The organism is Daejeonella sp. (genome assembly GCF_037719425.1).
GTDB lineage: Bacteria > Bacteroidota > Bacteroidia > Sphingobacteriales > Sphingobacteriaceae > Daejeonella.
This window is the reverse complement of the sequence record NZ_JBBJNI010000072.1, coordinates 1-19,640: the sequence shown is the minus strand read 5'-3', so window position 1 is coordinate 19,640 and position 19,640 is coordinate 1. Positions and strand designations below refer to the sequence as shown.

The following is a 19,640-nucleotide window of genomic DNA, read 5'->3' as shown; positions in this document are numbered from 1 at the left end:
AATAAATGTATTTATCTTTATAAAAACTGTCAACCTAATTAAGGACGAGTCAGTTCCACCTTGTGTGCTCTGTGTCCTCCGTGCCTGCCTACCGCAGGCAGGTTTAAACTTCCATAGGTACATATCCAGTAGTTCTAATTCCGGGTTATTTCTTTAATTTACTGCCTCAATAGAAACCGAAATTGAAGAAAGTCTCCCTTATTACTGTAAACTATAACCACGCAGATATTACTCTTCAGCTCCTGTATTCGGTAAAAAAGTTCGCACGCTACAGTAATATTGAGATCATAGTAGTCGACAATGGCAGCAAAACGGATAAAACCGAGTGGCTGAGGCGGCAATACCCAGATGCAAAGTTCATTCGTTCGGAAGAAAACCTCGGTTTCGCTGGCGGTAATAATCTTGGCATTAAAGAAGCTTCCGGCGATTATCTGCTCTTCGTCAACAACGATACTGAGATTTTTGAAGATGTAATAACTGCACTCGCCAATGTGCTCGATAATGATCCCACGATCGGCGTTGTAAGCCCGAAGATCGTGTATTACGATCGCCCTGAAATTATACAGTACGCCGGATTTACTGCCATGAATTATAATACCGGGAGGAATAAATGCGTCGGACAATTTGAAATCGATAAGGGCCAATACGATCAGCATTTCGGACCGACATCCTACGCCCATGGAGCCGCGATGATGGTGAGGGTGGAAGCCGTCGAAAAAGCCGGCCCAATGCCCGAAAACTACTTCCTGTACTACGAAGAAATGGACTGGTGCGAGAAAATACGCCGCGCAGGCTATACCATTTGGGTTGAGACTAAAACCCAGATCCGGCATAAAGAATCCCTTTCAGTAGGCGCAGCAAGCCCATTAAAGGAGTATTTTATGACACGAAACCGGATATTGTTTATTCGCAGGAACGCCCCCTCCATATCAGTCTTTATCTTTTGTGTGTACTTCCTATTTGTGGTGACGCCACGTAATCTTATTAACTACATTTTAAGCCGAAGACTCGATCTCGCAAGCTCCTTTTTTAAAGGGATATGGTGGAACCTTACTCATAAAAAAGATAGCTTTGAGCTGTAAGTTTAAACCTCATTACAAACAAATAATTAAGGGTTAAAGCCCAAAAGATCATTATGATCATCACCTTCTGGATTACGTTCCTTTTAATAATATATACGTTTGTCGGATACGGCATTGTGCTCTATACTATGGTTGTTATCCGGCGGATCATAAAAGGAAAACGAGTATTGCCTGCTTCCGAAAAGCTACCTTCCTGCACACTGGTTATCGCCGCATATAATGAGGAAGGTTTCATCAGAGAAAAGATCGAAAACACTCTTGCGCTTGACTATGAACCTGGAAAGCTTGAGATATTGTTTATCACGGATGGCTCGAACGACAAAACGCCGGATATTATTTCAGAATATCCTGGTATAAGGCTAATGCATGAGGATCTGCGACGCGGTAAAGTTGCAGCAATGCACCGGGCTTTTGAGACCCTAAGCTCCGAGATAGTTATTTTCACCGATGCTAACACTATACTTAATAAAGAGGCATTAGTCAATATTGCACGCCATTATTCTGATGCAAAGATTGGCGCCGTTGCCGGAGAGAAAAGGATCCGGGTGGAAGAATCAGCGGATGCAGGAGCGGCGGGGGAAGGCTTTTACTGGAAGTACGAATCCGCATTAAAGAAGTGGGATTCGGAACTTTTTACCGTAGTAGGGGCAGCGGGTGAACTTTTTAGTGTGCGGAGAGAGTTGTATCAGCCCGTTCCCGACGACACTATTCTGGATGATTTTATGATCTCGATGCTGGTGGCAGCAAAAGATTACCGGATAGTTTACGAGCCCCAATCATACGCTCTTGAGTATGCATCCGACAATATCACGGAAGAATTGAAACGAAAGATCCGTATTGCAGCTGGCGGAATACAGTCGATTTTGAGGCTATTACCCCTGCTAAATATTTTCCGTTATGGGCTTTTAAGCTTTCAGTATATAAGCCACCGCGTTTTAAGATGGACAATAGCGCCTTCTCTTCTCATTCTTCTATTGCTTATGAATGTTGCTCTCGTTTTTGAAACCAGTCAGTCCATTTATTGGCTGCTGCTAATCGCCCAGCTGCTATTTTACGCATTCGCTATAGCGGGTATGTTACTGGAAAACCGGCGGCTTCGGATAAAGATATTTTTCATCCCCTACTATTTTTGCGTGATGAACTACGCTGTAATAATGGGGATAATAAGATATGTGACTAAACAGCAAAGCGCTGTATGGGAAAAAGCGGTTCGGAAAAAAGGAAATATCTAAAGCTGAAATGCCTATTGCTTAGGCTCCATCTTCCAGATCTCATACATCTTCGCACCCTGAGAACTCAATCCTGAATGATGCCAAAGGTCGCCTTCAATCTTACCATCAAACGTCAGCGATGCCCCCACGCGGGTACTATCCTTGGTAAAGAAATCAAGAGTTTCGGTGTACTTTCCGTCTTTATAAGTGTAGCTGCCGCCGCCTGTACCAAAGAACTCTTTGGTTTCAGCGTTAATGGCTGCCCATTGGAATCTTGATCCTGTAACTAGCTTGAAGGTTTTCCTTGCCCTTGGCGGACTTAGCACGACCTTCCCATCCTGCATACGTCCGGAACTTCTCCAGGTTCCTACCATTGGCCCCTTGCCGTTATCAAGCATAGTCCAGATCTCTTTTTTACCATTGATATCAGAAGCCAGACGGTCCTTATTTGTAGAAAAAGAATATTTCTTTGTCTGCCCGATTTCCCCTTTCATGTTAGGGCTGAACTCAATAGTTGCCTCAAGCTGGCTCCCCGCATACTTGTAAGCCCCACCCCGGGTTTGAATTAATTGCTTTTTTGCTTTATCAAAAGTGGTGTGCATGAAATATCCATCATTCAAGATCAATACCTGCTCCACTGGGCCGCTCTGGAATTTCCACGCACCGTTAACAATACTATTATTTTGCTTTTTGAATGAAAAGCTCATTACACATACCAGCAGCACCGCCGATAAAACGTAAGACGCTGATTTAATATAATTTTTCATGATCGTGGGATTTATCCAAAGTTAACAATCATTACAATCATATACAAGATAACGTGGGTAGTCGTAAGCTCCCGCTAAAGAAAATGTTTATCGGTGTTGCTACTATCGTGATCATATCGAGCCTGCGAATTATCTGCATCTGCACGACAGAAGACTGAACTCAATTAAAATACTAATATATTTAGCATATCTTTACAGCTGCACATAATCTTTCCTTATGGACAAACAGATCATTCATATAGACCAGGATGCATTTTTTGTATCTGTTGAGATCTTAAAAAATCCGAGCCTGGCAGGGAAACCGGTGATCGTGGGCGGTAGTTCAGGCCGCGGTGTTGTTACCTCCTGTAGTTATGAAGCACGGAAATTCGGGGTGCATTCTGCGATGTCATCCAAACTTGCCGCTCGGCTTTGTCCGCATGCGATCTTCGTTCGGGGGAATATGGAAGACTATAGCAATTACTCTCATATGGTTACTGATATTTTGCTCGAGCGTGTTCCGGTCCTGGAGAAAGCTTCAATTGATGAGCACTACATCGACATGACCGGAATGGCCCGGTTCCATGATACCATGCTTTTCGCACAAGACCTGAGGAGACTTGTCACTAAGGAAACTGGCCTTCCGCTCTCATTCGGGTTATCGTACAACAAAACCCTGGCAAAAATGGCCACAAATGAATCTAAGCCTAATGGGGAGTTACAAGTTACGAAAACTGAGGTTCAGGCATTCCTCTCTCCGCTGTCAATCAAAAAAATCCCCGGTTTGGGCAAATCAGCATTCAGCAAACTAACTGAGCGGGGCATTCTAACAATCGGGGAGCTGGCAAAAATATCACAGGACGAACTGAATGACTTTTTTGGTGTAGTTGGAACGGACCTCTGGAAAAAAGCGAATGGAATCTACGATTCGCCGGTTAGCCCTTACCGTGAGCGAAAGTCAATTGGCACCCAAAGTACATTTCATGCAGATAGTATCGACACACAACGGATCAAACAGTTATTGACTTCAATGGTAACTGAGCTTGCTTACCAATTGCGCTCGCAAAGAAAGCTAACCTCCTGCATTACTGTAACCATACGCTACTCCAACTTTGACACTCACACACAGCAAGTTAAAATTCCGTACACATCACTTGACTCACTGCTCATCGCCAAAGCGAAAGAACTTTTCGATAAAGTCTATGACCATAAAACACTACTGAGGCTGGTTGGCGTAAGGTTATCTGACATGGTTAGCGGACATGAGCAAATTGGACTTTATAGCTCGTCAGAAGAACGGTATAACTTATATCAGGCTATGGATAAGATCCGCGACCGCTTCGGTGAAAAATCGGTTAAGCTGGCATCGACCATAGGCTTACGCATATAAAATTCTTGAACCCGGTCACAAACGATTGACATCGGACCCAACAATTTGTTGTTCATCCTCCATTTTCTTCCATTGGTCGGTAAATCCTTCTGAAAGGTGCTTTTCTGCCGCAACTTTATCCCATCAGATAGATGAATGATGAAGACTCTACTATTACTATTAATTGCTATTAGTTTAACCGGGATCACTCAGGCGCAAACCCGGATCACCGGAACAGTGAGCACAGAAAAAGGGCTGCCGCTTGCCAACGTAAACATCATGATCAAAAATTCTTATGATGGAACATCATCAGATAGTACGGGACATTTCAGTTTTAACAGTGAAGCCAGTGGAGTACAAGTTGTATTGTTTTCATCTATCAATTACAGCACCGATAGTGTAAAAATTGAAATGAACGGAACCGTTGTTGAACTTCATCTGAAATTAAAAGAGGGATATAATGAACTGGATGTCGTAACCATTACAGCAGGAGTGTTTGAAGCCGGCGATTCCAGGAAGGGAGCAGTACTTACTTCACTTGATATAGCCACAACCGCGGGCGGTACTGCTGATATTTTTGCTGCATTACAAACCCTTCCGGGAACACAAACATCATTCTCGGAAAGTGGCTTGTTCGTTCGCGGGGGATCCGCTTCGGAGGCTAAGACATTCTTTGATGGAATGCTTGTCAAAACCCCATTCAACACGAGCCTTCCTGATCAGGCATCACGGGGGCGTTTTTCTCCCTTCCTGTTTAAAGGCACCTCATTCTCTGCGGGAGGTTATTCCGCACAGTATGGTCAGGCTTTGTCTTCTGCGCTGATGCTTGAAAGCAAAGATATTCCAGAAAAAACGACTACTGCTCTTTCTGTTCTCAGTGTCGGCGCAAGCGCTGATCAAACTTCGCGATTTAAGAACAGTGCTCTCACGGTAGGGGGATTTTACTATAATCTCAAGCCCGCTTTCTCGATAATCAAACAACACACGGATTGGGATAAAGCACCCGAGCAATATGGCGGGACTCTGCAATACAAATTAAAAACGTCCAAAACAGGAATGTTCAAATGGTATAGTGAGACAAGCCATTCACTTATAGCTGCGTTTAAAACAAACCCTGACGAGCCTCAGGTTAAAAGCTATCTAAAGAATAATAATAAGAACACCTATTTAAACACATCCTATCAGGAATTCCTCGGCAGCAAATGGAAACTGCAAGGCGGATTGTCTTACAGTAATAACCACGACGAGGGTCAAACTGGCGATGATATTTATGGACGAACCGACCGGCTTTTACAAGGTCGCGTAACTCTTAATAACTATTTCGGCTCCTCGTCGACATTGAAATTCGGCACCGAAACATTCATGTTTAAACGTCAGGAGAATTTGAATGATCTACACCGCGGGTACAGCGACCAGCTGAGCGCGGGGTACATGGAAACGGATCTATTCGTTACGCGGAAACTGGTGTTTCGCTTAGGACTAAGGACGGAATATTCAACATACATTAATAAATTCAACCTTGCTCCCCGTTCATCATTGAGCTACAAGACCGGTAAGAGCAGCCAGGTCTCCTTAGCCTACGGACGTTTCTATCAGAACCCCGAGGACTCTCAGCTTATTATACAACCACTCGACTACGAGCTGGCTGATCACTACATCGCCAATTTTCAGAACTCGACTAATCAACAAACCTTCCGGGCAGAAATTTACTATAAGGCCTATAATCAATTAGCCAAAAACACGCCTGCATACCTTGACAACTCTGGTCATGGTTACGCCAAAGGGCTGGATATTTTCTGGAGGGATAAAAAGACCTTCAAGGGGTCAGATTACTGGATCTCATACTCGTATCTGGATACAAAAAGAGACTTTAAAGACTATCCAACTCTCTCCGTCCCTCCATTCGCTGCAAAGCACACATTAAACGTGGTGTATAAAAAGTTCTTCGACAAGCTAGACTCGCAGGTTGGCGCCACCTACACTTTCGCAAGCGGGAGAACATATGTTAATCCCAACAATCCAGTTTACCTGGCCGATGAGACCAAAACTTACAATAATCTCAGCATGAATGTGAGCTATCTGACTCACATCTTCAAAAAATTTACGGTAATATATGTATCAGCAAATAATATTCCGGGATTCAAAAACATCTACGGCTACCATTATTCAGCCAGCGGGCAATACCGGCAGGCCGTTAAGCCTGCAGCCGCCAGGGACATCTTCGTCGGACTTTTAATGACGATCGGAGACGACACATTCGTACGATAAACAACTCATCCATACACTCTAAAACAAAACAACATGAAAACTTTAACAAAAATGCTTCTAGTCGCCAACTTGCTAACAAGCACCAGCGTATTCGCACAGTCAGAAACTTACCAGTCAGCTATGAAGAAAGGACTTGAATTATTGTCTATCGCCAAAACATCAGAGAGTTTTGTTGGTACTGCGAATCATTTTGAACGCATCGCTATGGCAGAAAGTCAAAATTGGATGCCGCTATATTACTCTGCATACGCCAACCTTGTCGCGGGTTTAGTTTCTGAAGATCCTAACCAAAAAGATCAATATTTCGACAAAGCGCTTAGCCAGATCGAAAGAGCAACTGTGATGTCACCTGATAACAGTGAAATCTATACCGTTAAAGGATATGCCCAATTTATGAAGATGTCGGTTGATCCACAAAGCAGGTTTGCTTTGATCGGCGATTCCAACGCCTCCCTGGGAAAAGCCAAACAGTTAGATCCGCAAAACCCACGACCTTACTTTGTGCAGGGACAGAATACATTTTATACTCCGGAAGCCTTTGGGGGTGGCAAGTCTGCAGCCAAAAAACTACTGGAGGAAGCTGTTAAAAAATACGATACATACAAAGCCATCGCAGACCTGGCACCAAGCTGGGGGAATGAGCGCGCGAAAATGCTGCTTGCCCAATGCCAATAAGTGTCATCTTACCTAAAAAGCGCAAGTCCCGGATAACCCTTTAAAATATTTAGCAAGTTAGTAAAGTCATTAAGGTAAATTAGTAAAGAGACTATGATCAGATCACTAAAAAATATGCCCTCTCATTGGGCTGGCATCAACATGCAGGGCCTTTTGATTGGATTTATCATCGGATCCATTATAAACATCTTCGTATTCGTTTTTTCAGAGTTCAGAATCAGGTTTCCGCACATGATGGCTACCTACATGTTTAGCATAGTTATTTCGCTTTCTATTTCAAATGTCATTTGCTTTGCTAAATATATTCTGTCGAAAAATCTGCATGGCAAATGGCTACCTATCATAACTTATTATGGCGGCTGTGTGCTTGGCATGATTATCGGAACAGAGTTATCATATATCCTTCTCTGGCAATTCTGGGGCGAACCGTATGTATTCTTAGGCCACCCTGATCAATTAGCTTTTAATCTTACGATAGCAGTGATGGTTTGCAGTATCTTATTTATCTATGAAACTCAAAAGTCAAAATATGCGCTGACGATATCCCAACAGGAGCTGGAAGTAATTAAATTAAAACAGCTGAAAACTCAGGCCGAACTTCAAACATTGCAGTCGAAGATCAATCCTCATTTTTTATACAATTCTTTAAATTCAATTGCAGTTTTAATACATGAAGATGCTGAAAAGGCTGAAGATATGACGCTTAAGCTTTCCAAATTATTTCGATACAGCATTAATTCACAACAGGAAAATTTCGCAACGGTACGGGAAGAGATCGAAGTTGTCAATACATATTTTGATATCGAAAAGATTCGCTTTGGTGACCGCATAACCTTTATTACAGAGGCTGACGATTCTGTTCTCGACAAACAAATCCCCAGGTTCTTAATACAACCCTTAGTTGAAAATGCACTAAAACACGGCCTTGCAGATAAGATGAAAGATGCGATTCTGCATGTAAGGGTCGTGAGCAGCGGCACAAAGTTAATACTTACCGTAGCTGACAACGGGGTAGCATTCCCTGAAGAACTAAATGCCGGGTACGGATTGCAAAGCACATTCGATAAGCTGAGTCTGCTTTATCAGGATGGCTACGAAATTGAATTTATAAATACCCCGGAAAAATCTATTCGGATCACTTTGCCAATGATGAACTAATATGGATTCAATTACATGTATCATAATTGACGATGAAGAGCTTGCCCGCAAGCGCTTGATTAGGTTATTGAAGCCATTTGAGTTCTTTCAAATCATGGCTGAAGCTTCCAATGGACAGGAGGGGCTGGACCTCGTTGAAGAGCATAAACCGGAGCTGATCTTTCTCGATATTGAAATGCCGCTGCTTAACGGATTTGAGATGTTAGGCCGCTTAACGCACCAGCCGAAAGTGATTTTCACAACAGCTTATGATCAATACGCGATTAAAGCCTTTGAAGAAAACTCCGTTGATTATTTGCTGAAGCCTGTAGAAAAAGACCGCTTAGAAAAAAGCGTAAAAAAACTCAGACTCTACAAGACATTGAGTCCGGATTTCGCTTCGCTGCAATCCTTGATTGATCATCTTAAGCCTAAAAAGGAGCTTAGAACATTAACTGTAAAGATTGGTGATAAGATACTACTGATTAAATTGGAAGATATAGTTCACATTGAAGCCGAGGACAAGTACATTTTTCTGCGAACAGCAGATGGAAATAGTCATCTTACAGATTTCACACTGGCAGGTTTGGAAGAAAGATTACCGGACAATTTCGTCCGTATACATCGGGGTTCTATTATAAACACCGATAAAATAAAGGAGATCAGGAAGAGCTTTAATGGCTCACTGGTATTCTTGCTGTCAGACAAAGAAAACACCAAAGTAAGCTCCGGCAGATCTTTTAGTGATAGCCTCCGAGATCGGTTCGATATCTAGGCGGGTAAACAACTCAATGCCTGGCCTTCAATGGATTCAATTGCTCCTCGTAAGGTTTGGATATATCGCGTATATATTCCACCATCTGCCATTTTTGCTCATCCGAAAGAACATCTCTAAACGATGGCATTTCGCCACGACCTTCACGGATCTTCCAGAATATCGCACCGTTCGTTTGGGAGCTAACCTTTTTATCCTGGAATTTCAATGGTTTGACCTTCAGATTATTTGTCGCAGTCCCATCCGACATACCCTGATGTCCATGGCATGAAGCACAATAAATCGTATAGATCTCCTGGCCCTGAGGCAAGGTCAGCGGTTCGATCAGATAGGGGCTAACCAGGGTGTCAGCTGCAGCAGGAGCTTTCCACGGTTCCTGGATACCTGTATATTTCACATTAAAGGAAAAAGCGAGAATACTTCCACAAGTAACGATTAATACAAACTTTAGCTTTCCCATATTCCTACCACACTTCGTGTTTAACACATCATTTGTATAACTAATAAAACGATGTATTATCCCAAATCTGTATCCTGCACTTCATTAAATTCCTAAATTTAGAGGGCCGGTAGCCCGTTTGCAACTCTTGGGATCGGGGTGGTTAATCCGTTCAGATCATAAAACACTCTTCCGCCCTTTATAGTAGCTTCTGCTTCAAACTTCTCCTTAGCAGAAACTTTCTCGCCCATCTGATCATAGACCCCGAATTTCCCTTTACGAATACGGAGTACGGTTACATCCCCTTCTGAACCAACTGATAAATTTCCTAATTCTTCATGGTGAATAACCTGAGCAGGTTTCCAGGTTACTGAATTTATAATAGCTGGAACACTCATACCAAGTGCTCTCATTTTAGTCATAACGTTCAGAATGTCTTTCATTGCCGAGTTCATACTTCCTCCATGATGATCGGTACTGATAACATCGGGCCAGAAGCCTGCCTTACTTGCAGGTATAGCGTGAGAGAAGGAAAAGCTTGCTGCCCCGTGTCCTACATCCCATATAACTCCTCTTTTTTGTGCTTCAAAAACAAACGGACGCAGTCGCCTGGTAACCGAATCTGTTATCCCTTCACGCCCGGCACCGCCTCCCCCATAAGTATGCGTATAGATATCACCCGGCCGGAATTTCTTCATCGTTAATTCTTCTAATGACAATCCTCCACCACCGAAGTCCACAATAACAGGGAGGTTTCCCGACATTTTTCCCGCTTCTATAGCGCGGTCAATGGGCACCCAGTCTGGTTTGTTATAATGCGCGATTTTGAATCCTACGATAAGGTTCCTGTACCTGGTTGCCATTTCTGCAGATTTACGTGCATCCATGTCATCATTGTTTTGCTCAAAGGAGCCACCAGGCATACCCTCTCCCACAATATTTAGAAAGGCGAGAACCCGTGTTCTTGATCTGTCGATTGTTTGATCTTTAAACTTTTCAAAGGTTTTCCAGCCGGCACTTCCAGCATCCACAACTGTAGTTACACCCACACGGAATGTAAACCCATCAGGCATATTTGCATAATAACTATTTCGTAAATATCGATCAGGCTCAACTCCTGCAAAATTATGGGTATGCATATCAATAATACCAGGAATAACGACTAGTCCTTTTGCGTTTAAAACCCGGGTTGCTGTTTTAGGATCAATATTCTTTGACACCGCAGCAATCTTTCCTTCTTTGTTGATAGCAACATCCATTATCCCATCAACATTGTTTTTCGGATCCATTACATGTCCGCCTTTAATAATAATAGCGTAAGCCGGATCAGTGGTTTGTGCTATAAGAATCTGGATATTTACAATCGAGAGAATTATTAGAAATAACTTACGCATTTACAAATTGAGTTTAAGAAATAATCTGTCTTTCAGACTAACAGTTAAATCTTACAAAAATAATTGAGAATACAGAAGCTGCCTTTGTAATTTTTTAATTGATCAGGATGTAAATGCTTCGACATGAATTTAGGAGTCGTAGAACTTAAGGACCGTGATATCGCTACCAACGATTCTCTTCATAGTTTATCCTACAGTTTCGATGCCGGTGCGTTAAGCTTCTGATTATCCTTCAGCAGCTGCACTTTTAGCTGCTCATAATCTACATCCTGAACAGATACCCCCCTGTCAATGGCTTGCACAGCTGCCGTCGCCGCACTTTGACCCAGGATCATGAACACCGGCTCCATCCTGATCGATCCGAAAGCGATATGAGAGCTGGAAGGACACACTGGTACGAGAAGGTTCTGGCACTCTTCTTTTTTCGGGATAATAGCTCCGTATCCAATTTGGTAGGGCATAGGGGCCCCTACACCAATGTCGCCCTCATTCTGTACAAAGCCGTCGGGCTTTACGTATCGCTGAATATTATGCGAATCAAGAGTATAAGAGCCCATACCCACCGGTTGAGGTACCGGCCGCTTACTCAAGGTCTCATGCTCAGTCATTACATAATCACTAATCATTCGCCTAGCCTCCCTCACATAGATCTGGTGAGGCCAGTTTCCATTATTTTTGAACTCATCCTTTGCTAAACCCCATTGACGTAGTTCCTGCTGCACCTTGGCGGGTATACGAGGGTCATTGGCCATAAAGTACATCAGACCCTTTTGGTAGGTTTCATGCGCTTTAACAATCTCCTGACGCCGTTCGTAGGAAGCTTCGGGATAGTCGTAATTCATACCGATGTAGTCGGTGCTGACGGGGCCGTGGTTATTGGTATCGGTCTTGCGGTTCGGAATTGGGTCATATTTATTGAACAACTCATTCCAGCCAGCATCAAATACCCGAACCAGCAATTCATACTGCTTGGGATCGTATCCCTCGGGCCGTGGGAAAGCCACCCTGTTATCAGGATTGTTGGACAGGCACATGCGGAAGCAATAGGCCTGCAGTTTCTTGTCGCCAGCGCCCTTTACTCCAGGATTATCCGCTGATATGAGCGGTAGTAGTCCGCTGGTAGGATCGCCAATGATTTTGTATGGGCTGATGTCGGTCTTGAAATGGTGACCGTGGTGCAGCACACCAACCTGGATGCCGTTCCAGGTCTCACCGTATACACTGTTGGCCTCCCGGCCCACGTGATAACTAACCTTGGCCGCTGCCATCAAATCGCCCTCATAGGTAGCGTCGATGAACATTTTGCCACGAAACGTCTTGCCGCTAAGAGTCTTAATAGAGGTGATCCGGCCATTTTCTTTTTTAACTCCGTTCTCCCGATTTAGCCACTCATCACGGAAAACTTTAATCCCGTGTTCCTTCACCAGGTCTTCAAAAACGGACTCAGCAGCATGTGGTTCAAATATCCACATGGTGCGCTCGGCCCCATCAATGGCCGGTGTTCCCTGCCCTTTGTTGCCGTACTCTTCCTTCTTTTGCCAATGCCAGGAATCGTTTTTCTGATAATGAAGGTAGATCCGGTGGTAAAACTCTCTGGCCAGTCCGCCAATTACTTGCTTGTTGCCCGTGTCGGTAAAGCCCAAACCTCCCGACGACAGGCCACCCAGATGGGTATCGGGTGAAACCACGAGCACGCTCTTGCCCATTCGGGCGGCTTGCACAGCAGAAGTAATTGCAGCAGAAGTGCCCCCGTATACAATCAGATCGGCCTGGTACGTTCCGGTTGCATCATTAGCAGTGCGAATGGATGAACCCACGCACGACCAGAAGTTGAGAAGAAGACATAAAATTCCTATTTGCTTGGTTAGTTCTCGCATATCATTGTTTTATTTGCTTAAAATATTTGTCTATACTATCTCGCAGGCATGAACAGTACTCTTCTTCTGAATGGCAACCACTTTGGTCCTCTTGCCATCAAATACTTTCCAGCGATTTTAGATCAAGTTCCAGTTAGTGCTTAGAACTTTCCAGCCATTCAGCCTTTCAATATGTTCCATATGGTATTAAATACTTCCGGTGCGGAAATATTGTCCTTCTGATGCTTATATCGGGAAAGAAATACTGGTTTGTACTGCGCTTCAACCTGGAAACGTCCATGGGATCCTTTGATAAGATTAGCATCGAGTGGGATCACATCCATCACATATCGAAACCCAGCTTTCTTTTTCAATAATTTGTATCCGGCTCTCAGCTTCGAGCTCATAAACATCTCTACCGGATCGTATCCAGGTTTCTTATGAATATCGACACACCGTGCATAATCCGGAGCTTTTGCATCATCAAGCCAGAAATAATACGTGAACCAGCTGTCCTTGTCAGCCATGATAACCAGGTCCCCGGAGCGCTCATGATTGATATGGTGCGCCTTCTGCTCTTCTTTATTAAGAATAAGCTCGATTCCTGGAATAGTTTCCAGCAAAGCCCTGACTTTTTCTTTGACCGATTGGTCATTGATATAGACATGTGCAACCTGATGGTCGGCGACTACAAAAGCTTTGGAAGCGCCGGCGTCCAGAAGCTCCAGTCCTCTCTCAATGCGAATATTCAGGAGATCATTTTCCCGGAACACCCTGTTAATATGGATAGGATTATTGACCGGCGATATTCCATATTCTGAGAGAATTACTACTTCCGCACCCCTTTTTTCATAAAATGAGACAAGCTTTTTAAGCACTTGATCAATTTCGTTCAATTCCCGGTGGATCTTTGAAAGATCAGGGCCGAATTTCTGAAGACAATAATCCAGGTGCGGAAGATAGATTAGCGTAAGCGTCGGGTCATAAAGCTCATCTGTAATTATTGATGCATCTGCTATCCACTGTGTCGACTTGATATTAGCCCCCGGGCCCCAAAATTGAAACAATGGAAACTGTCCCAGCTTCTCCTGAAGGATATCTCGCAGTTCTGGGGGTTGTGAATAACAATCCGGCATTTTTCTTCCGTCGGCAAGATAATTTGGACGGGGTGTTACCGCATAATCAGCAGATGAATACATATTATACCACCAGAACATCTTAGCGCAGGTAAACGATGGATCTTCCTTTTTTGCCTTCTCCCAAATCTTTTCCCCTGCCACCAGCTTGTTTGACTGCTTCCAGAATTTTATCTCGCAATCTGCATGATCGTACCAGCCATTCCCTACAATCCCTGTGGTATCCGGCCATTTACCTGTTACATAAGTCGACTGAGCAGATGTTGTTACTGCGGGAAAAACTGGTTCAATATTCACCAGGTTTTTGCCGGCTATATATTCTTTAAGGAACGGAGTATGATCTCCAATTATCGAAGAGGAAAGGCCTACAACATCGATGACAACTGTTTTATTCATAATTCTGCTTGAGCTATAAGCGTCTCCCCCGCTTTGATTCCTTTGCGTTTGTTCGTCAGTATACGTTCCTGACTCTATTCTAACACTTCTCTAACCCAATTTAATTCCCTGCTAATAGACTGCTCAATTGGCGCCTTTAGCGTATCCGGCAAAACTTCCCAGGTATAGGTTTCCACTTCAAGATGGGCAGTAAAGGGCTGTGCACTTTGAATTCTCAGTACTTCCACAATATCAGATTGGGTAGATTTTAACAAGCCCAAATCTTCAAGGAAGACAGGAACATGAAAATGAGCACGCCACTCCTTAACTTCTGAATTTTGAATATCATCTAATGCCTCCGGGAGATCACGATAACGTATTAAATCCTGATCATGTTTCATTGCTACAACCTGATGCAAATAAGTTGGTTCATTGAATTTTGAGAAAGCATCAGAAATTAGATCTCGTGAGGCCGCTTCTGATGGCAGATCTGACTTTAATGCAGCACTGATCTGGATCTTCCCAACCCGTATTTTATTTTCAAACAGCTCGTTTATTATTTTCGGATGTGGTTCATATCCAATCGCAAAATGACAAACGTCGTAGCAAAGGCAAATATGTTCTCTAGCAGCGTTTACTATCTCTTCATCGGAAAGAGTGAGCCTGGCGCTAAGTATATCCTTTGCTGCAGGTAAAAGTACATTTTGATACCAATCGATAAATTCCCGCCCGGTCTCCAACAAGCCGTCAGGTTCTGGTTCTATATCCAGGTGCATGATCACACCCCGGTTATTCTTATGATGAATTAATTTCTCCAGTATTAAAACAACATTGTCTGTAGCGATTCTGGTCGCTTCCGACAATTCTTTCTTAGATGTATACCAATATCTGTAGGTTAATGGGGATGTCGATACACCGCCATCCATACCTGCAGGAAGCAGTTCAGCCAGTATATCAAATAAACGCAATGTGTAATCTAATCTTTCGTCGGTCGTCCAGTCTGGCGCATGCACCTGGTCTTTAACAACAGCGTGGTGGAAGTTCCCGTAAGGAAAGCCATTCATTGTAAAAACATAGGCATCATTCTCCTTTAACCAGGATTTAAACTCTTCCAGCTTTTCTTTATGCTGAAGCTCAATACTCGCGGTATTGGATAGTCTTAAGCCAATACCCATTTGCCGGTCTGGCGAAACCTTTTCTTTTATTAGCGGAAACTTTTCTTTAAGCGACTCAAAATGATCCGTCCACGATTCTCCCGCATGAATATTGGTGCAATATGTTAAATGTCCTGCAGTAAGTTTCATTGATATGCTTTAAGTTTCTTTCCTGCTTGTTTCAGGAGCTCTGCATCGATTTCGTGAACTTCAGTTCCTGCGCCAATTTTATCAAGAAGCATAATAGTTAGCCTTCCGCCAAGGTGTTCCCGAAACTCTTCGAGTCCGCGCAGAATAGCACTATCCTCTCCTTCAACTTCCATTAGAGGATGAGTTAATTCAAAGCCAAATTCTTTCAAGAGGCCAATAATTCTGTCTGTTTCATCATCAGACAAACGGCCGCACAGATTTGAATACACAGTATCCAGCGCCATGCCCATCGCGACAGCTTCACCATGCAAAACTTCAAAATTCGAAAGTTGTTCAAGTTTATGGGCACTCCAGTGACCAAAATCCAGAGGCCTTGATGACCCCGTTTCGAACGGATCACGGCCAGCGATGTGCTGCATGTGCAGGTCGGCACAACGGTGAACCAGATAATTCATAGCTGTCAAATCCCTGGATGAAAGGGAGCGGGCATTACCCTCAAGCCAGACAAAAAAAGCCGGGTCTTTAATCAGTGCAACCTTAATGGCTTCAGAAATTCCAGACCGCCAGTCACGGTCATCCAGAGTCTTAAGATATAGATCATCATTAAACACCGCAACCGGTGGAGCAAAAGTTCCCAAAAAATTCTTCTTTTCGAAATAGTTTATGCCGTTTTTCACACCAACTCCCGAGTCATTTTGTGACAGAACTGTAGTCGGAATGCGAATATGTTTTATGCCTCTATGAGATACTGCCGCAGCATATCCGACGAGATCCAGAACGGATCCACCGCCAATTGCAGCGATGTAAGAATGGCGGTCCACCTTATGAGTATTAACTGCTTCCAGGATCATGTCAAAATACCTGGTATCATTCTTTACAACCTCTCCGCCCGGAACGATAATGAAATCCTGAACAAGCTTTATAGAAGAGTACTGGGCAAAATAATCCTTCACCTGGGAAACGACATCAGTTCCTGCATCTATCACGCCCTGATCTAACACGAAAAGTATCTTTCGGGGAATTTCAGGCGATCCTTTGTCACTTATAAAATCACTAAAAAGCCTATTAGAAACATCAAAAAGGCCCGAAGTGAAATAAACTTTGTATTCGAATTTTATATTAAAAGACTGCTGAAGGTGTTCCATATTAAGAGCAAATCAGAGCCGGAATTTTTCCGGATGAGCCTGTAAATTAAATGATAAAATAATTATCCGCTAAGTAACGGCAAAACGTTTAGCCAGCCAAATAGAAATTGGCAAAAGACAGGCGATCCCAATTGCTGCGTAAACGGAGCCAAAAGCGGCTGCCCATGCTGCATCCATTAGGATCAGTGAAATCACTCCCGCTTTCACCGCCTTTCCAATGTTTTTCCCTACGGGATCTTCAATTGCATTAAATAATGGGGAAAGGATCATATAGGCGAAAGGCAGCAGAAACAATAAAGTTAGCAGCATGTTATCTTGAATTCGTGAAGCCGTTAAAATAAAACAGATCACAATAAGATATAAGCCTCCGCCAATATAAAGGTTTCTTATATTACCCCCATGCACTTCTCCCTGGCTGATCATCGTGATAGAAAAAATATAGATCAGCGGGATAATTCCAAGGATCTGCCACTGATTGAAGCTATAAGAAAGGATACTTAACCCAAGCCATAAATTCATTCCCCGGCATAAACCCATATTCAACGGACCAAGAAACGAGTAATGTTTACTAAACTTATTGTAGATCAGCGCTGCGATTGCAATAGCCAGGGCGATCATACCAGAAAACAAGCTGAAGCTAAGAGCAGATATTACTCCAATTATCAGGAGGATAGAGCCAAGAATCCAGGCTTCGCCGATCCCGATATCTCCGCTGGGAATAGCTCGTTCCGGACGTTCTATTTTATCGAGATCTGCATCGAAAACATCATTGAAAACTATGCCTCCAGAATACAAGCCAACAGTGGAGACACACAAAAGTAAAACTGAGCTATAATTTATATTTCCATTCAAAAAATATCCCGATATAGCGATACCAGCCAGCACATCTGCAACCGATGTTACGATATTCGCCGGGCGAACTAAACGCAGGTAGGTATGGATCTTGGCCAACTTAGCTTATAATAATAGACGATTTATCGGTTCGGGGCTGTTGACCGCCACGCAGGACCGTATTACCCTCAAACTTTTGGCTTTGATCTACCGAACCCGGGCTGGTGAAGTCCTTTTCATCGATCTGTCCGCTTTGGGCGAATGCCTTAATCGCATTGGAATACGTGATCAGCTTTATTGCTTCTTCACTGATTCCTTTAATTTTCATCAAGGCTGCCGTCTTTGGTACAGCCACCGGATCACTAATACCCCAGTCTGCAGCTGAATTGATCATTATCCTCTCCGGACCATATTGTTTAGCTACTTCAACCATGCGTTCATTTCCCATTTTGGTGAATGGATATATTGTAAACGCTGCCCAAAAACCTTTGTCAAGGACCTCTTTGACGGTTTCCTCATTGTTATGATCGACAATTACTTTATACGGATCAAGCCCATGCTCAATAGCAATATCCATGCTTCGTTGGGTTCCCCTTTTCTTATCGCGGTGCGGGGTATGGATTTGTACTGGCAGGCCCGATTCCTTGGCGAGCTCCAGCTGTGCCCGGTAATATTTTTCTTCTGCGGCTGTTTGGTCGTCGAAACCAATCTCACCAATACCAACCACACCTTCTTTATAAATAAATAGTGGTAGCAATTCCATTACCTCTTCAGCAAGCTTTTCATTATTTGCTTCACGCGAATTAAGCCCAATGGTACAATAATGCTTTATGCCAAACTGAGACGACCGAAATCTCTCCCAGCCAACCAAACTGCTATAATAATCCCGGAAGCTATCAATCCCTGTTCGCGGCTGCCCTAACCAGAATGCCGGTTCTATCAAAGCCACAATTCCGGCATCGGCCATAGCCTGATAGTCATCCGTAGTTCTTGAAGTCATATGAACGTGAGGATCAAAAAACTTCATCCCTTTTATGACCTCCAGATCTAGCTTTTCCGAAGCAGCTGCAACGGGCTTTCTATCTTCAAAAGAATGTGTACAGCACATGTTATATATATTTAATATTGTTTAGGGATTAGGTGCTAGGTGTTAGGTGTTTTGAACACGCTAAGCCTTATCCCTAAACCTTATCCCAGGTTAATTCCTTCTTCTTAATTGCCGAAACTAATTCGCTATAATTCCTCAGAAGCTCTTTAGCTTCAAGTGAATTGGAATTATATATAGCAAGCGCGGCTGCCTGTTTCTCTTTCAATTCCCCTTCCGAAAGAACTTTCTCAAGATCACTTCGAAGGCGAGTGTCAATAAATTTTGCTGTTGATCTCCACAGCAAGGGATTTACGCTTCTACCAGCAGCCCATCTTTCGTGAGCGTAATCTGAAATAATAAGCGCCAGTTCTGCATTAGCCCGTTCATCGAAACCGTAAATCCGGTTAACATCTTTATCCGTAAAAAATGCCTTCATCACTAACTGGTTCCATGCTTTTTCGTCAAGATGTCCTGCAGGATATGGATTGCCGTACATCAACGCCTCAAGGACAGTTGAGATGTTACTACGAATACCTTCAGCACAGCGCATCTTCCAAATTTCAGGATGAGCTAAAACTGGAAGTGCCGAATAAAGGGCGACCAACTCCGACATTTCCGCTGCAAGAAAAAGGCTCTCTATAGTTCTGAAATATCTATCCTGATCTAAGGGATCCAGATGCATCAGCAAACACACCCGGCAAAGCCGGTCTGCAGTCCAATCTTTTAACACATAGCCGGGCTTGATTTCTTCGATAATGCCCGCTTGCAGGGCAGTAATTTGAATACGCTCCTTGCCGGTTTTCCTGGGCA

The 19,640-nt window shown here is 43.4% G+C and carries 17 protein-coding genes; 7 read left to right on the top strand and 10 right to left on the bottom strand.

The window, feature by feature from the left end:
- Window positions 1-182 precede the first annotated feature (182 nt).
- Together WKF69_RS10920 and WKF69_RS10915 are read left to right on the top strand one after the other, a co-directional pair.
- Window positions 183-1,082, top strand: coding sequence for a glycosyltransferase family 2 protein (locus WKF69_RS10920; protein WP_340381843.1), 900 nt, complete (start codon window positions 183-185; stop codon window positions 1,080-1,082).
- 53 nt (window positions 1,083-1,135) lie between these two features.
- A complete protein-coding gene (locus WKF69_RS10915) occupies window positions 1,136-2,314 on the top strand; it encodes a glycosyltransferase family 2 protein (RefSeq protein ID WP_340381842.1) in 1,179 nt (392 codons plus the stop codon).
- A gap of 11 nt (window positions 2,315-2,325) precedes the next feature.
- Here WKF69_RS10915 and WKF69_RS10910 read toward each other — a convergent pair whose 3' ends face one another.
- Window positions 2,326-3,060 (bottom strand): hypothetical protein, encoded by a 735-nt coding sequence (locus WKF69_RS10910; RefSeq protein ID WP_340381840.1) that lies wholly within the window; start codon window positions 3,058-3,060, stop codon window positions 2,326-2,328.
- A 217-nt stretch (window positions 3,061-3,277) separates the two neighbouring features.
- Here WKF69_RS10910 and dinB point away from each other — a divergent pair, with 217 nt between their 5' ends.
- The 5 genes from dinB to WKF69_RS10885 all read left to right on the top strand — a co-directional run bounded on the left by dinB (window position 3,278) and on the right by WKF69_RS10885 (window position 9,263).
- The gene (dinB, locus tag WKF69_RS10905; RefSeq protein ID WP_340381838.1) at window positions 3,278-4,429 is read left to right on the top strand and encodes a DNA polymerase IV; all 1,152 of its coding nucleotides are present in this window, start codon (window positions 3,278-3,280) and stop codon (window positions 4,427-4,429) included.
- 135 nt (window positions 4,430-4,564) lie between these two features.
- Window positions 4,565-6,676, top strand: a complete 2,112-nt coding sequence (locus tag WKF69_RS10900) for a TonB-dependent receptor (RefSeq protein WP_340381836.1) — start codon at window positions 4,565-4,567, stop codon at window positions 6,674-6,676.
- Window positions 6,677-6,709: 33 nt separating this feature from the next.
- Window positions 6,710-7,351 (top strand): hypothetical protein, encoded by a 642-nt coding sequence (locus WKF69_RS10895; RefSeq protein ID WP_340381834.1) that lies wholly within the window; start codon window positions 6,710-6,712, stop codon window positions 7,349-7,351.
- A gap of 93 nt (window positions 7,352-7,444) precedes the next feature.
- Window positions 7,445-8,509 (top strand): histidine kinase, encoded by a 1,065-nt coding sequence (locus WKF69_RS10890; RefSeq protein WP_340381832.1) that lies wholly within the window; start codon window positions 7,445-7,447, stop codon window positions 8,507-8,509.
- 1 nt (window position 8,510) lies between these two features.
- Window positions 8,511-9,263 carry a LytTR family transcriptional regulator DNA-binding domain-containing protein gene (locus tag WKF69_RS10885; RefSeq protein WP_340381830.1) on the top strand — a complete coding sequence of 251 codons (753 nt, stop codon included), beginning with the start codon at window positions 8,511-8,513 and terminating at the stop codon, window positions 9,261-9,263.
- A 13-nt stretch (window positions 9,264-9,276) separates the two neighbouring features.
- On the opposite strand, the gene WKF69_RS10880 is transcribed toward WKF69_RS10885, so the two are convergent.
- From WKF69_RS10880 to WKF69_RS10840, 9 genes are all read right to left on the bottom strand, one after another.
- Entirely contained in the window at window positions 9,277-9,723 is a 447-nt protein-coding gene (locus tag WKF69_RS10880; protein WP_340381828.1) for a cytochrome c, read from the bottom strand.
- Window positions 9,724-9,821: 98 nt separating this feature from the next.
- The gene (locus WKF69_RS10875) at window positions 9,822-11,096 is read right to left on the bottom strand and encodes an amidohydrolase/deacetylase family metallohydrolase (RefSeq protein ID WP_340381826.1); all 1,275 of its coding nucleotides are present in this window, start codon (window positions 11,094-11,096) and stop codon (window positions 9,822-9,824) included.
- A gap of 191 nt (window positions 11,097-11,287) precedes the next feature.
- Window positions 11,288-12,973, bottom strand: coding sequence for an FAD-dependent oxidoreductase (locus tag WKF69_RS10870; RefSeq protein ID WP_340381824.1), 1,686 nt, complete (start codon window positions 12,971-12,973; stop codon window positions 11,288-11,290).
- Between the two features lie 158 nt (window positions 12,974-13,131).
- Complete coding sequence (locus WKF69_RS10865) at window positions 13,132-14,484, bottom strand: nucleotide pyrophosphatase/phosphodiesterase family protein (protein WP_340381822.1); 1,353 nt, start codon at window positions 14,482-14,484, stop codon at window positions 13,132-13,134.
- A 74-nt stretch (window positions 14,485-14,558) separates the two neighbouring features.
- Window positions 14,559-15,767 (bottom strand): metabolite traffic protein EboE, encoded by a 1,209-nt coding sequence (gene eboE, locus WKF69_RS10860; protein ID WP_340381820.1) that lies wholly within the window; start codon window positions 15,765-15,767, stop codon window positions 14,559-14,561.
- Window positions 15,764-16,912, bottom strand: coding sequence for a 3-dehydroquinate synthase (locus WKF69_RS10855; RefSeq protein WP_340381818.1), 1,149 nt, complete (start codon window positions 16,910-16,912; stop codon window positions 15,764-15,766). The genes eboE and WKF69_RS10855 overlap by 4 nt, the downstream gene beginning before the upstream one ends.
- Before the next feature lie 69 nt (window positions 16,913-16,981).
- Window positions 16,982-17,863: a UbiA-like protein EboC gene (gene eboC, locus WKF69_RS10850; protein ID WP_340381817.1), complete on the bottom strand. Its 882-nt coding sequence runs from the start codon at window positions 17,861-17,863 to the stop codon at window positions 16,982-16,984.
- Between the two features lies 1 nt (window position 17,864).
- Complete coding sequence (locus WKF69_RS10845) at window positions 17,865-18,851, bottom strand: TatD family hydrolase (RefSeq protein ID WP_340381816.1); 987 nt, start codon at window positions 18,849-18,851, stop codon at window positions 17,865-17,867.
- 73 nt (window positions 18,852-18,924) lie between these two features.
- Window positions 18,925-19,640: EboA domain-containing protein (locus tag WKF69_RS10840; RefSeq protein ID WP_340381815.1), on the bottom strand; the 716-nt coding region annotated here is incomplete at its 5' end.

Coding starts and splice junctions, on each gene's coding strand:
- WKF69_RS10915 (WP_340381842.1), top strand. CDS start 1,136: ATGATCATCACCTTCTGGATTACGTTCCTTTTAATAATATATACGTTT.
- WKF69_RS10910 (WP_340381840.1), bottom strand. CDS start 3,060: ATGAAAAATTATATTAAATCAGCGTCTTACGTTTTATCGGCGGTGCTG.
- dinB (WP_340381838.1), top strand. CDS start 3,278: ATGGACAAACAGATCATTCATATAGACCAGGATGCATTTTTTGTATCT.
- WKF69_RS10900 (WP_340381836.1), top strand. CDS start 4,565: ATGATGAAGACTCTACTATTACTATTAATTGCTATTAGTTTAACCGGG.
- WKF69_RS10895 (WP_340381834.1), top strand. CDS start 6,710: ATGAAAACTTTAACAAAAATGCTTCTAGTCGCCAACTTGCTAACAAGC.
- WKF69_RS10890 (WP_340381832.1), top strand. CDS start 7,445: ATGATCAGATCACTAAAAAATATGCCCTCTCATTGGGCTGGCATCAAC.
- WKF69_RS10885 (WP_340381830.1), top strand. CDS start 8,511: ATGGATTCAATTACATGTATCATAATTGACGATGAAGAGCTTGCCCGC.
- WKF69_RS10880 (WP_340381828.1), bottom strand. CDS start 9,723: ATGGGAAAGCTAAAGTTTGTATTAATCGTTACTTGTGGAAGTATTCTC.
- WKF69_RS10875 (WP_340381826.1), bottom strand. CDS start 11,096: ATGCGTAAGTTATTTCTAATAATTCTCTCGATTGTAAATATCCAGATT.
- WKF69_RS10870 (WP_340381824.1), bottom strand. CDS start 12,973: ATGCGAGAACTAACCAAGCAAATAGGAATTTTATGTCTTCTTCTCAAC.
- WKF69_RS10865 (WP_340381822.1), bottom strand. CDS start 14,484: ATGAATAAAACAGTTGTCATCGATGTTGTAGGCCTTTCCTCTTCGATA.
- eboE (WP_340381820.1), bottom strand. CDS start 15,767: ATGAAACTTACTGCAGGACATTTAACATATTGCACCAATATTCATGCG.
- WKF69_RS10855 (WP_340381818.1), bottom strand. CDS start 16,912: ATGGAACACCTTCAGCAGTCTTTTAATATAAAATTCGAATACAAAGTT.
- WKF69_RS10845 (WP_340381816.1), bottom strand. CDS start 18,851: ATGTGCTGTACACATTCTTTTGAAGATAGAAAGCCCGTTGCAGCTGCT.